The sequence below is a fragment of the Rubricoccus marinus genome, assembly GCF_002257665.1.
GTDB classification, from domain to species: Bacteria; Bacteroidota; Rhodothermia; order Rhodothermales; family Rubricoccaceae; genus Rubricoccus; species Rubricoccus marinus.
In genome coordinates this window covers 2,117,473-2,130,680 of sequence record NZ_MQWB01000001.1, presented here as the reverse complement: position 1 = coordinate 2,130,680, position 13,208 = coordinate 2,117,473, and the positions used below count along the sequence as shown (strand labels likewise).

Genomic DNA, 13,208 nt, shown 5'->3' with positions numbered 1-13,208 from the left:
TATCGTTTGATCCAGTATACAACGCCGGGATTCAAAGGGTCCGTGCCCGGGCGTTTGAGACGCCCGTCTTGGGCTCTGATTCGTACACGCGAGCGGGCGGCCACTGATTGCCTCTGGCGCGAATCCGCGCGAGGTGAGAGCTTGCGCGACCCGACTTTTGCACCGTGCCTGATTCCGCCCTCGACCTCGCTTCTGGCGTCCGCTCTCGCCAGAGGCGGACCATCGCTCGCGCCCTCACGGCGGTGGAGAACGCGCTGCCGGGCGCGGCTGATCTAGTGGACGCGCTCTATCCCGACACGGGCCGCGCGTGGCGCATCGGCATCACGGGCCCGCCGGGCGCTGGGAAGTCCACGCTAACGGACCGGCTGGTTTCGGCGCTTCGCGCCAGAGGCCAGACGGTGGCGGTGGTGGCGGTGGACCCGTCCAGCCCGTTCACCGGCGGCGCGCTGCTCGGCGACCGCGTGCGCCTGGCCGACCGCGTGGAGGACGACGGCGTGTTTGTGCGCAGCCTCGCCGCCAGAGGCGCGCTCGGGGGCCTGGCCGAGGCGGCCGAGGCCGCGTGCGACGTGTTCGACGCGGCGGGCTTCGACGTCGTCCTGCTCGAAACCGTCGGCGTGGGGCAAGGCGAGATCGACGTGGCGGACACCGCCGACACCACGCTTGTCGTCCTCGTGCCCGAAAGCGGCGACGCGGTCCAGGCGATGAAAGCAGGCCTCATGGAAGTCGCCGACGTGTTCTGCGTCAACAAGGCCGACCACCCGGAGGCGGGCGCGATGGTCCGCGCGCTTCGCCAGATGATGCACCTGCGGGCGCCCGCGGCGCAGGCCGTTGGGGCCTCTGGCGAGAACCCAACCGTCGTCAAAACGTCCGCGCTCAACGGCGAGAACATCGACGGATTGATGGGCGCATTGGACGCGCATCGCAGCCGGCTAGAGTCGGAGTGGGACGCATTGCGAGAGGAACGGCTACGCCGCCGCGTGCGCCGGCTCGTCGAAGGCCTCTGGCGCGAGACGTTCTGGAGCGGGGAGCGCCGCCAGAGGCTAGCGGCGGCGGTGCATGAAATGGACAGCGCAGCGCGCGCGCCGCACGCGCTCGCGGCACGGGTCCTGGACATCCAACCGTAGCGGCCCGCCAGAGGCGGGGCAGAACGGAGTGGGCACGGACGGGGACGTCAGAGGGCGTGTTACCACATGGTATCTTCGCCCGGCTTCTCTGTATCCCCGCGCCCAGGCGCCAACCCGATCACCCCGACCGACCCCTCATGAAAGGACCCGACTCCGAAGCGGCGAGCGACCTCGCCGCCCACGAAATCGCTCCCGGCCACGCCGGAGGCGCCCTCGCTGTCAACGACACGCGCTTCTTCGGCCACCCTGTTGGGCTGGGCAACCTCTTCTTTACGGAGATGTTCGAGCGCTTCTCGTACTACGGCATGCGCGCCCTGCTCGTGCTGTTCATGACAGCGGAGACCGCGAACGGTGGCCTGGGCTACGACGTCGCCAAGTCGGCGCTGATCTACGGCCTCTATACGAGCCTCGTGTACCTGGTCAACCTGCCGGGCGGTTGGATCGCGGACCGCCTGCTCGGTCAGCGGAAATCCGTCCTCGTGGGCGGCATCATCATCTCGCTGGGCCACTTCACGATGGCCGTCCCCGGGATCGCCGCGTTCTATGCGGGCCTTGGGCTCATCGTGATCGGTACCGGCTTGCTCAAGCCGAACATCTCGGTGATGGTCGGGCAGCTGTACTCAGAGAAGGATGCCCGCCGCGACGCCGGGTTTACCATCTTCTACATGGGCATCAACATCGGCGCGTTCGCGGCGCCGCTGATCTGCGGCTACCTCGGCGAGAACATCAACTGGCACCTCGGCTTCGCAGCCGCTGGCGTCGGCATGGTGATCGGCATGATCGTCTACGTGGTGATGGGCAGAAACCTCGGCGAGATCGGGCACCTCGCGCCTGACGCCCAGGCGGAGAAGCCCGCGAGCACGCGCCTCTTTGGCATCGGCATCGCGGCAACGCTCGCGCTCCTGGGAGGCATCTACGCGCTCTCGGCGATGGGCCTCTACGCGCTCAACGAAACGACCATCACGCGGATCTACTCCGTGATCCTCGTCGCCATCGTGGTGGGCCTCTTCGGCTGGCTGTTCACGCGGAAGTACTGGACCGATCTGGAGCGCAAGAGGCTCTACCTGATCGGGTTGCTGTTCTTCGGAGCCGTGATGTTCTTCCTCGCCTTCGAGCAGGCGGGCTCCAGCCTCAACATCTTCGCGAACGAGAACACGGAGCGCGGCTTCCTGGGGCTCGAGATCCCGGCGTCGTTCTTCCAGTCCATCAACGCGCTGTTCATCTTCACGATCGCGCCGCTCGTGGCGGGCATCTGGCTCTGGCTCGGTCGTCGCAATCAGGATCCGTCCAGCCCGGTCAAGTTCGGCATCGGCCTCGTCTTCGTCGGCCTGGGCTTCGTGGTCATGATCGGCGCCTCGGCTGCGTCGGCGAGTGGCGCGCTGGTGAGCCCGATGTGGCTGGTGCTGACGTACCTGCTGCACACGTTGGGTGAGCTCACCCTGTCGCCCGTCGGCCTGAGCGCGATGACGAAGCTGGCTCCGGCCCGCGTCTCCTCGCTCATGATGGGTGTCTGGTTCCTCGGCTCCTCCGTCGGCAACTTCCTCGCCGGCTTCGTGGCCAGCTTCTCCGGATCGCTCGAAGGGCCGAGCTTCTTCGGCTTTATCGCTGCCATCTCGATCCTCTCCGGTCTCGTCTTTTTCTTCGCCGCTGGCCCGTTCAAGCGGATGATGGAGAAAGCCGAGATCTCGATGGGCGGCCGCGGCCACTGATTCCACGCCGCCTCTGGCGCCAGAGGCCACGCCTTCGCGCACCAGAGGCGCTGAGACTCCACGAGCGGGAGCGGTCACGACGGCCGCTCCCGTTCTAGTTTCCGGCATGACCGACGTACCCGTTACCGTCCTGCCTCACGGCGAGGGCCTCCAACTCCCCGCCCACGCCACGCCCGACGCGGCCGGCCTCGACCTCCGCGCGGCGGTGCCCGAGGGCAAGCCTCTCGCGCTCGCGCCCGGCGCGTTCGCGCTCGTGCCGACCGGGCTCAAGATTGCACTGCCTGCTGGCACCGAAGGCCAGGTGCGGCCCCGATCAGGCCTCGCCTTCAAGCACGGCGTCACCGTTCTGAACAGCCCTGGAACGATCGACAGCGGCTACCGCGGCGAGGTGGGCGTGCTGCTCATCAACCACGGCCCGGAAACGTTCCACGTCGCCAGAGGCGAGCGGATCGCGCAACTCGTCGTCGCGCGGTACGAGCAGGTCCGGTTCACGCCGGCGGAGAGCCTGGACGCGACCGAGCGCGGGGTGGGCGGCTTCGGCTCGACGGGGACGGCCTAGCCTCTGGCGTGATCCGCGTCTAGTCTCGGCGGTGGATCATGAACACGTGCTCTACGGGTTGAACGGTCTCGTTGCGGACCGTCTGATTGGACTCGTTAACCTCTTCGAGCCGAACGTGAACCAGCGTCGTGCGCACGCCAGAGGCGAAGGTGAACGGGAGGGCGAAGGCCTCCGTCCGGGTCTCGCGTTCGTACCGGCCGTCTTCGTAGCGCGTGGCGAGCGTCCACGTGGTGCGGAACGCGCCGTGCCGTGCAGGTGGCAGCGCTAGAAGCGTCGCCGTTTCTCCCCACGCCATATGCCTCGGGGCGCGGACATCCAGTGAGAGCGGCGTGGTCCAGGCGCCAAAGCCCCAGTCCGACGCGTGGCCCACGAGAGGCCGCTCGGGCCGCTCCAGCCGGGCTCCCGGGATCGTGGCGAGGCGGGAGACGCCGCGACTACGGATCTGCGACACCACGCGGACTGCTTCGTCGCGCTCGAGATCGGGGCGTGGGGAGTACAGAAACCAGTCGACCTCAAAGGGATACTCCCGCTGGAGAGCGGGCCCAAGGCCACACCCGGTCGTGTGGTCGCCCGGGCTGAAGTGCTGGCTAAAGAGCGTGAACACCTCCAACTGCGTCGGCGGCGAGAGGCGGGACGATTCCATTTCTAGCCGCCCGCCCCAGCCGTCCGAAACGAGGGTAAACCGCGTCCCGTCGTCGCCGATGTGGATCAGCCAGGTCGCGAACACCTCACCCTCTGGAGCCGGGAGACCGCGCACGCGCCGGCCCTGAAGCAACGCCGAGCACGCCTCTGGCGCCAGCGAGAGCCGCGTCTCGCCACGCGTGTAGAGGCACGACCACGAGTCCGCGACCGCGCCGTCGATCTCGCGGTCGTAGTTGATGCCCAGGGGCGGCGGCGCCAGAGGCGTGCCCATCGGCGCCTTCCGCCCGAGGCCTTGCGTGCCGAGCGTGCTGCCCGTTGAGGAGAAGAGGTACGCCTGAGAAGAACCCAGAAAGCGGTTGTTCCACTCGTGGTCTACCTCGTTTGTGATCCGGACATCCGAGCCGTCGGGTTGCCGAACAACGCCGACCGTCGGTGAGAGCAGCCAGAAGGCGTTGATCATCGCTGCGCGCTCTGGTGACGGGAGGGTCCCCAGATTGACGTGCGATGCCCACGTGCCACGCCGAGCAGAGAACCCCGAAGCGATCTGCTGGGGGAGCACGGGCAACGGTCCTCCGGTGGTGTCCGGACATCCATCCGCGAGGTGGCGCCCTGGCATCATCGAGAACAGCAGCCCGTTTGTGCTGGTCTTCAGCTGACGCTCGGGTTGGGGAGGGCCACCCTCTTGCCAGGCGTACCGATACCACAGCCGGCGCTCCGCGGTCTCGCCAGAGGCGGACACCACCCACTCATTCGGGCCATACAGCGAGCCGTACGGGCCTCTGGCAGCGGGAGGTGTGCCCGTCATCATCTGCTCCCACTCCGTCGAGGCGTAGTCGAAGTCGTCGAAGAGGACGTTCTCCGGGAGAGCGGCTGGCGTCTGCGCCCGCAGGCACAGAAACGGGGCGGCGGCGAGAATGGCGAGCCAGAGGAGACGGGTCATGCGTGCAGAGAAGCGGGGCGCATGTGCGCCAGAAGCTCCATCCACTGAGCGCGGACGGCCTCTGGCGCGAACGCGGCATCGTAGCGCGCGCGGGCTCCACGCGACAGGGCGAACCATACATTGGGCTCCATCGAGGCTTCGACGGCGTCCGCGAGCGCGTTGGCGTCTGGCGCGGCAAACCGTCCGCTCACGCCGTCCTCGATCATCTCCGGGATGCTGGCGTGACGCGTCGCGATGACGGGAGTCGCGGCGCTCAAGGCCTCGATAATGGTGAGAGGCTGCGCTTCGATGGGGTACGTCGTGGGCAGCACGAAAAAGTCCGCATCGAGGTAGAGCCGCTGGATCTCCGCCCGATCGCTGACGCCGCCGAGGTGCCGGACCGCGCGCGCAGCGCCAGGGGCGTGGGCCCGCGTCCAGAACGCGCGCTCGTCTTCCGCGCTGAGCCAGCGGCCTGCAAACGTTGCCTCGACCTCGACGCCGCGGTGCTGCAACTCCGCGATCGCGTCCAGCACCACGAGGTAGCCTTTGCTTGGGATCATCCCCGACAGGAAAAGCACCCGCACCGGTCGGCCAGAAACCGACCGCTCAGACTTCGCGCGCGCCGCCTCTGGGGGAACCTCCACGTCTGGCCCGATGGTGTTGTGGACGACGATGCGCTTCTCAGGGGGGATCCACTGGGCACAGCGTTCGGCGAGCCCGTGCGAGAGGAACACAACCCCGGCGAGGCGCCGGATGAGCCCCGGTGCCGTCCACCGCGTCAAGGGGTGCTCGAACTGTGTGTGGAAGTCCCCCCGGTGGACGACGGCGTACACTTCGCGCTCGCGGCCGAGCGCGGGCAGGACCGTTCCCACGTCTCTCAGGTGTCCCATCACGCTGGGAGAAACGGACGGCCAGAGAATGGGGCCAGCCGGGAGGGAGGACGCCCACGTGCGAAGCCGTGCACCGGCACCGAGGTAGTGCTTTAGTCGGTCACCGCGCGAGACGTCGCTGATCTGGTCGCCCTCCGGAGCCGAAAGGTTGAAGCGGCGCACGTCTAGCGTCCCGCCGTGCTCACGGTCCAACAGATCGGCGAGGGTGCGGGTGACCACCGCCTGACCGTCCAGCGGCGGCGGAAATCGGCCGACGATCGCGACGGAACTCATACGAGCGGCTCCAAAAGGTCCAAGACGCGCCGAACGACGGTGTCCCAGTTTGTCTCCTGCTCGTAGCGATCTCGAGCCGCCTGCGCGAGAGCAAAGTACCGGTCTCTGTCGCGAAGCAGAGCGACCGCGTCAGCCGCGATCTCTTGCGGGGTGGCCTCTGGCGCGAACAGCAAGCCGCCGTCGCCGACGGCGCTGGGAACGCCCCCGGTTCGGGTGGAGATCGACGGGAGCGCGTACGCGCCCGCCTCGGCGAAGACGCATCCGAAGTCCTCGGCCCGCACCGGCATGCGCAGAAAGTGGCTGTCGTGGAGCAGCGCTAAAAGCCTCTGGCGTTGTGCGGGGTCGTCCTTCGACAGAAACCCCTCTACAGCCACGCCTTGGGCTTCGGGCGCCAGAGGCGGGTGCGCACCGGCAACGTGGAGCATGGTGGGAAGGCCGAGCGCCGTCATCTCCTCGGCTACGCGTACGGCGCGGTCGCCCCCTTTTCGAAACCAGTCTTTGCCCAGAAACAGGAGCTGCGCCCGGTCCGAGCGTCGGCCCGCGAGCGCGCGCTCAGCGTCTTCGCGCGAAGGGGGAGCATCGAGGTTGGCCGCCCATGGGACAACGTGTACGCGCTCCGGATCCGCGCCGAAGTAGCCGATCGCGGACGCTGCCGCGGCCTCGGACGCGTACAGCGCGAGGTCCGCCCGGGCGATCCCGGCGCGGTCCGTCTCCAGCCCCTGGCGCACGTTGTCGTCCGCCAACCCGCTGTAGTCGCTGTAGTACTCGAGGTTCATCTCGAACGTCCCGTCCACCCAGAAGGCCGCGGGAACGGACGGATCGAGGTCCACAAAGGGGAGGGAAGAGAGGCACAGGACGGCGTCGGGCTGGAGCCGCTGAATGGCCTCGTTGGCGCGCTGGCTCATCGCGCGCGTGGACAACCACGTGTGGTGTCCCAGGTACCCCCGGCCCGCCAGCCGGTGTTTCAGCTTGGTGACCTTCCCGCTCAGCGGGGCGCCCTCATGGAGGGGACCGACGGTGCTCAAGCGCCCCCCTCGCTCTGCAAGCGCCGCGCGGAGGTGGCGCGCGACCCGGAACGGGATGCCCGAGAACGCCGCGGGGTCCGTGGGGTCTTGAAGCGCGAGAAACGCGAGGTGCATCAGTCCGGGATGGCGTGGTACGCGCGAGGATCGCGGCGCGCGAGGGCGGCGAGCGCGAGGCGACAGCGGAGCGGGAACGCCCGCTTGGAAGGCGTGAGGCACGCCCGCCAGAGGCCCTCAGCGAAGTCCTCCGGCCGGAAGCTCGCCACAATCTCGCGCGAGCGTTGACCAAGCCTCTGGCGCACCTCGGGAGCGAGGGCGGCGGTGCGGGAGAGGAGGGCGGCAAGATCGTCCTCGGCCTCTGGCGAAAACGTCCAGCCGTTCTCACCGTTTTCCACGAGGTCGGGCGCGCATCCTGCGCCGGTCGAGACGAGCAGTGGCAGGCCTGCCGCCATCGCCTCGTTTACGACCAGTCCCCACTGGTCCTGCGTCGCGGAGTGGACGAACGCCCCGGCGTGGCCGTAAAACGCCGGGAGCGCGTCGCGCTGCTGGAACCCCGCGAACGTCACGCCTTCGCCGGCGAGGGCCGCCAGAGGCTCGCGTTCGGGCCCGTCGCCGAGCAACACAAGCGGCCACGGCACGTCGCTCCGCGTTCGATACGTCGCGTACGCCCGAAGCAGCGTGGAGAGGTTCTTGCGTCCCACGAATCGGCCAGACGCGAGGAAGTACGGCCCGTCGGGCGCGAGGGCCGGCCGGGGTTGCTCGGCTCCAGAGGCGAACGAAGCGTTGTCCACGACGTCCAGCGGCGCGTACGTTTCGTGGATGCCCAGGGCGCGAGCGTAGGCGCGGCTCTGAGTCCCCGCCACGAGCGCGGCGTCAACGCCCGAGACCAGCGCGCGCTTGAGCGCTTCCCGCGGCACGCTCCGGGGCGCGTCCTCCGCGCGGCTGTCGAACATCATGACCGCCGTGCGCCTCTTGCGCCGGCACCAGGCGAGCGCCGCGAGCGCGTCGGGCGTGGAGTAGCTCGCAAAGGCGACGGCGGAGGGATCCAAGCGGTCCAGCGCCTCGGTGATTCCGCGCGCCATTTCGGCGTTCGGGATCGCCTCGACCGTCCGGTCGGGGAACGCGCAGGTCCGCGGGAAAGGGGACTCGCCTTCGGTGTCCCACGCGTACGTCGCATCGTCACCCGCGACCTCCATCCCGACAAGCGTACCGCCTCGCGCGTCGAAATAGCCGTGTGCTGCGGCCAGGCGTGCGATGTGGTAAGGGCCGAACCTCGCCCAGAGTACACACGCGGTCATGGCGCCAGGCGGTTGAGGATGGTCTCCGTGTACGCCTGGACCGTAAACCGGGCGGCAAAGCGGGCCGCTCCCTCCGGGTCGAACCCCGCCTCTGGCGTCTGGCTGGCTCGCGAGAGCGACGTGGCGAGGGCTCGGGTGTCTGTCGGGTCGACTGTCTGACCGAGGCCGTGCTCGCGCACGAGGTGACCCATCGCGCCCCACGCCTGGGAGAGGACCGGCACGCCGGCGCCAGCGGCACGCATCAAAAAGCCGCTGGAGCCCACGTGCTTCACGTACGGAACGAGAAGCACGTCCGCCGCCGCCACCACCGTCTGCATCTCGCCCGTCGGCACGAACGCGTCGCGCACGACGAGTTGCACGGCGGTCGAGCCCCGAACCTCGTCGGCAAGCGCGTCGAATCGGTCCCGGACATCGGCGCCAACGCGCCCCATAAAGGCCACCGCAGTACGCGCTTGGGCCTCTGGCGCGAGCGCGAGGAGCGCCCGGAGCGTTTCCAGAGGTCCCTTGCGGTCGTCCAGACCGCCCGCCAACAGGAAGAGCGTGCGCCCCGGTTCGATGCCGAGATCCGCGCGGACCTCGTTGCGAGGGCGGAGAACGGGCTCCTCCGGGACCGGGTCGGGGAGAAGCGCCACGTTCGGGCCAAGCGCCTGGAGCGCAGGCACAGCCGTCGGGTCCAGGCTGAACAGTGTGTCGAAGGCCGGGTGGCGTAGAGCGCGTCGGGTGAGCAGTCGCTTTAGCGTGCGCTCGGCCCGCTCCCGCAGCGACGTCGAAGGAGATCCGATGGCGTCGTAGTGGAGCGTGGGCCGGAAAAAGATGCCCGAGACCAGAGCGTCTGCCGGTAGCGGGACGCCCCATCCCAGCGGCGCGAGAAAGTGATCAAAGCTCATCGCCAGGACCCGCTCCGGCCGGTGAGCCAGGATCGCGCGCGCCAGAGGCTCGGCGCGACGGGTTCCGAGCAGGCTATCCCACTGCGTTCCCTGCTCCAGAGCCGAATCGTACGGGGCGAGGCGGATCCGGCCGCCGCTGGCGTTAGCCCGATCGGCGACCTCCGGGAAGTTGTCCGCTAGCTGCTGAGGCGGTACCAGGACGAGCACGTCGTCACGGTCCCGCGCCATCCAGGCATCGGCGAGCCAGCAGAGGTGCTCCGCGCGGTGGCCGCCAGAGGCGGACTCGTACAGCATCAGGCGGGGACGCATCACGCGAGCGGGTGCTCCTCAGGAAGGCAGAGGACTTCTTCTGTCGTTCGAAGAAATGTCGGCGTCACGGGCGGGTGGCCGGGCGTGAACGGGTCCAGGATGCGGTACCCGCACGACTCGAACAGTCGGACCATGGCCTCTGGCGACGAGCCGTTTGCGCGCAGCAGGTCGGCGCTGAACTCGGTGACGACCGCCGGGCGGTGGTCTCGGAGAGTCTGCATCGCGCCCCCGAAGACCTGGGCCTCGAAACCCTCCACGTCCACCTTCAGCAGCGCCGGGCGCAAACCATGCGCGGCCACGACGTCGTCCAGACGAGCCGTGCGGATGCGTTCCTGCACCACGCCAGAGGCGATCCCGCTCGACGCGAGCGCGGGGTGCGCCGCCTCGCCCAGCGTGCTGTACTCCTCGTTGCCTTGGATGGTGTTGAGCGATGCCGTGCCCTCACGGTCGGACAACGCCAGAGGCTCGACGAGCACGTTCTCCGTCACGCCGTTCCGCTCCAGGTTGCCTCGGAGGCGCGCCACCATCGCGGCCGAGGGCTCAATAGCAAGCAGGCGCCCGCTTGTAAGGCGCTGCGCGAGCCCTACGGAGAAGAAGCCCGCATTCGCCCCCACGTCGATCACGTCGCGCTCGGGATCCAGAAGGCTGGCGCATAGGCCGAAGACCTCCGGCTCGTAGTCACCGTCCAGCATCAGCCGCGCGAGGATGTGTGATCGGGGGTCGAGTTCGAACGTGCCGCCAAAGGTGTCCACGCGGACAACCGGGGGCTGCGCCAGAAGCCCTCGCGCGTCGTCCCACACGGAGGCTCGAAGCGCATGGCGCCTGCCGACGATGCGGCGGCGCACGGCGAGAAGGGGACTCGCGAGGGCGCGCGCAGGGCCTGAGCGCCGGAGCAGTGTGCGGAGACGGTCAGTGAGCATAGCGCAGGGAGCGGTGGTACAGGCCGCTGGCGAGAGCCATCGCGAGGGTCACGATGAGTATCTGGTCCAAGACCGCGAACGGGTTCGAGGGGAGGCCGAGCACGGCGAACGCGAGCACGGCACCAACCGACGCAGCCGCGTAGGCACGTTCCTCGTGTGCGAGCGCGGCCGATGTTGCCGCACGGATCCCGTAGAGTACCGAGGTGCCGAATGGAATCAGGAACAGCGTGAGGCCTAAGATGCCCACCTTATGCCAGAGCCAGATGTACCCGTTGTGGATGAAACCCCAGGAAAGCGTGCCATTCGCGATGAGGTCCTTCCGAAACACCTGGGCGCCCCAACCATGGCCCAGGATCGGGCTCTGCTGAATCTCTCGCCACGCACTGGCGGTCTCTTCATAGCGGTTGAGAAGCGACACATCGGCCGTAAACGCGCTCGAAATGGAGAACAAGCGCCGCGCCAGGCCGATTCCGATCAGCGCGAGTTCGTCTCCCAGGACGGCGATCGCTCCTCCTACGAGGAGCGCCGCGCCCAACAGGCTAAAGCCGACGAGCCTGCGCTTGCCATGCCCTGGTAAGAGGCTCCCCGCGATCATAAGGGCCACCGCCGCAGCCACCCATGGGCCTCGCGACTTCGCCAGGATCAACCCGCCCAGAAGCAAGCCCGTCGCGGCGAGCAGTACCACGCGCATGCCGAGCGTGCGAACCACCGCCAGGGCGCACATCGCCGTGAGAAGCGCGCCGATCACCTGGATCTCGCCAGAGGCGATCCGCACATCCACGACTTCGTAAAACGCTTCAGCGCTGCTGAGCGCCATCTGAAGCCGTACCGCGGCGCTAATAGCCGCGACGACCCCGAGCCCGATCAGCAGCGTCGCGATGATGCGCGGCCCGTAGCGGTGGCGGATGCACACCTCGCGTGCCGGCAGCCACATCGCGAACGCCAGCACGGTCGTGATGTCCGACCGGAACTCCGCGCTGAAGCCGTCGCCTCTAGCGGCGAGACCGACGCCGAAAACGAGCGCGACTGCTAGAAAGAGGACGTATGCGAGGTCGGGACCCGTTCGGATGCATCGGTACCCTTCCGCGGCGCTCAGCACGTACCACAGCACCGGGTAGAGAAGCAGCGCAACGCCGAAGGCGACCTCGAACGCGTCCGTCCCATCGTCGCCGCCGAGAGCCGCGATGCTAAGAATGGAGACGGCGATCAGCCCGACGGTGCGGGGCGCGGCGACGGAGGGGGCCCAGACCAGCAGCGCCAGAAGCCCAATTCCCGCGACCACCAAGAGGGGTAGGGCCTCTGGCGCGAGAGCGAGGACCGCCAGAAGCAGACCCGTAGCCGCGAGCCCGCTTCCCACCGCCAGAGGCAGAGGGGGGAGTGAGAGCTTTGCACTCTCCACTAGCTCTCGGCGCGGAGCCGGCTAAAGACGCGCGCGCCGTTCTCCCGGACAAGCGCCCAGGTCAGCAGCAGCAGCAGCGCGAGGATCGGCGCCGCAAGGGTCGCGGACAGGACGATGATGGACCGCCGGGGCTCGGCCTTGCGAGACGGCGGCACGGCCGGATCGAGCACCTGGACGGCGCTGGCGTCGCGGCGCTCCGACATGGCCGCCTGCTCGTACATGGGGCGGATGGCCGTCAGGATGGCCTCTTGCGTTTTAAGCTCCTGCATCAGTTGCCCATACTGGCGTCCAACGGCGGGAAACTGCTGGAGCGGGATGGGCATCACGGCGTCTTCCCCTCCCGTCAGGCGGTTGAGTTGAGACTGCGCGGACGACACAGCGGCACGGGCCGCGGACACGTCCGGGTTCTCGTCCCCGTACTGGGACCGGAGCGCCTGGTACCGCACCTCGGCCTCGGCAACTTGGCCCCGAGCGGCGCCGATCGCGCCCATCAGCGCTTCTGCCTGGGATTCCAGCTGGACCACGCCATTGCGCTCCTGGAATGCTTGCATAGCCTGCCGGGCGGAGTCCAGCGCGAGCTCGGCCTCATTCAGACGCGTCTCGAGAAACTCCCGCTGCTCGGCTGCGCTCCCGCTGCTCAGCGCGATGTGCCGCCGGTTGAGCACCGCCACGTAGTAGTTGGCGATATCGGCGGCGCGCTCGGGGCTCTCATCCAGCACGCGTACAGAGAGGTAGTCGTACTCCAGATCGACACCGATCCCGGTGTTCGCAGAAAGCGCCGCTACGGCTTCATCGCGAGGAGAAGCCTTTTCCTGGGTCTCATACACGCGGACCAGGTCAAAGCGGTCTACGACCTCTTCGAGGGACGTCCGAGAGGTGAGAATGGCCGAGTAGCGCGTATAGCCGCCCCCGCCGTCTTGCCCGAGGATGGCCGACGCGCCGGGAGCGATGGATTCGAGCAGGCCTCCAAAGCCGTCGCCGCTATCGGGCAGCATGACGCGGGTTTCGGCCTGGAACCGGTTCGGCATCAGCAGCGCCAGCCAGACCGAGAGGCCAGCTGCGAGGATGGTGATGGCGATCAGTACCCACCGGGCACGGTAGGCCACGCGGGCCGCCCACCACAGCCGCTCGAGGAGCCGCGGTGAGATCACGCCCTCGCTCGCGGGCGCCTCTGGCGCCAGAGGCTCAGCCCCTCGTGGCAGGCTGCCGGGGCCGTCGCCGCCTGAGATCCGGACATCGGGTAGGGAGGTAGACATC

At 68.4% G+C, this 13,208-nt stretch carries 11 protein-coding genes; 3 read left to right on the top strand and 8 right to left on the bottom strand.

Features of this window, described 5'->3' with window-relative positions; translation table 11 throughout:
• The first annotated feature begins 164 nt into the window (after nucleotides 1–164).
• The 3 genes from meaB (at nucleotide 165) to dut (ending at nucleotide 3,392) form a co-directional block, all read left to right on the top strand.
• Nucleotides 165–1,124 (top strand): methylmalonyl Co-A mutase-associated GTPase MeaB, encoded by a 960-nt coding sequence (meaB, locus tag BSZ36_RS08945; protein WP_094548063.1) that lies wholly within the window; start codon nucleotides 165–167, stop codon nucleotides 1,122–1,124.
• 137 nt (nucleotides 1,125–1,261) lie between these two features.
• Nucleotides 1,262–2,833 carry a peptide MFS transporter gene (locus tag BSZ36_RS08940; RefSeq protein WP_094548061.1) on the top strand — a complete coding sequence of 524 codons (1,572 nt, stop codon included), beginning with the start codon at nucleotides 1,262–1,264 and terminating at the stop codon, nucleotides 2,831–2,833.
• A gap of 106 nt (nucleotides 2,834–2,939) precedes the next feature.
• Nucleotides 2,940–3,392: a dUTP diphosphatase gene (dut, locus tag BSZ36_RS08935; protein WP_094548058.1), complete on the top strand. Its 453-nt coding sequence runs from the start codon at nucleotides 2,940–2,942 to the stop codon at nucleotides 3,390–3,392.
• Between the two features lie 19 nt (nucleotides 3,393–3,411).
• Here the strand turns inward: dut and BSZ36_RS08930 are convergent, their stop codons facing one another.
• From BSZ36_RS08930 to BSZ36_RS08900, 8 genes are read right to left on the bottom strand one after another with little or no spacing between them, the layout of a single operon-like run.
• On the bottom strand, nucleotides 3,412–4,974 hold the full coding sequence (locus BSZ36_RS08930) for a hypothetical protein (RefSeq protein WP_094548056.1): 1,563 nt from the start codon (nucleotides 4,972–4,974) through the stop codon (nucleotides 3,412–3,414).
• Nucleotides 4,971–6,116 (bottom strand): glycosyltransferase family 4 protein, encoded by a 1,146-nt coding sequence (locus BSZ36_RS08925; protein ID WP_094548053.1) that lies wholly within the window; start codon nucleotides 6,114–6,116, stop codon nucleotides 4,971–4,973. The genes BSZ36_RS08930 and BSZ36_RS08925 overlap by 4 nt, the downstream gene beginning before the upstream one ends.
• Entirely contained in the window at nucleotides 6,113–7,255 is a 1,143-nt protein-coding gene (locus BSZ36_RS08920; protein ID WP_094548050.1) for a glycosyltransferase family 4 protein, read from the bottom strand. The genes BSZ36_RS08925 and BSZ36_RS08920 overlap by 4 nt, the downstream gene beginning before the upstream one ends.
• Nucleotides 7,255–8,436 (bottom strand): glycosyltransferase, encoded by a 1,182-nt coding sequence (locus tag BSZ36_RS19360; protein ID WP_179271104.1) that lies wholly within the window; start codon nucleotides 8,434–8,436, stop codon nucleotides 7,255–7,257. Before BSZ36_RS19360 ends, BSZ36_RS08920 begins: the two co-directional genes overlap by 1 nt.
• Nucleotides 8,433–9,632: a glycosyltransferase gene (locus BSZ36_RS19355; RefSeq protein WP_179271103.1), complete on the bottom strand. Its 1,200-nt coding sequence runs from the start codon at nucleotides 9,630–9,632 to the stop codon at nucleotides 8,433–8,435. The genes BSZ36_RS19360 and BSZ36_RS19355 overlap by 4 nt, the downstream gene beginning before the upstream one ends.
• Nucleotides 9,632–10,552 carry an FkbM family methyltransferase gene (locus BSZ36_RS08910; RefSeq protein WP_094548048.1) on the bottom strand — a complete coding sequence of 307 codons (921 nt, stop codon included), beginning with the start codon at nucleotides 10,550–10,552 and terminating at the stop codon, nucleotides 9,632–9,634. Before BSZ36_RS08910 ends, BSZ36_RS19355 begins: the two co-directional genes overlap by 1 nt.
• Nucleotides 10,542–11,951, bottom strand: a complete 1,410-nt coding sequence (locus BSZ36_RS08905) for an O-antigen ligase family protein (protein ID WP_143536822.1) — start codon at nucleotides 11,949–11,951, stop codon at nucleotides 10,542–10,544. The genes BSZ36_RS08910 and BSZ36_RS08905 overlap by 11 nt, the downstream gene beginning before the upstream one ends.
• Entirely contained in the window at nucleotides 11,951–13,207 is a 1,257-nt protein-coding gene (locus BSZ36_RS08900; protein ID WP_094548041.1) for a GumC family protein, read from the bottom strand. Before BSZ36_RS08900 ends, BSZ36_RS08905 begins: the two co-directional genes overlap by 1 nt.
• Nucleotide 13,208: the final 1 nt, after the last annotated feature.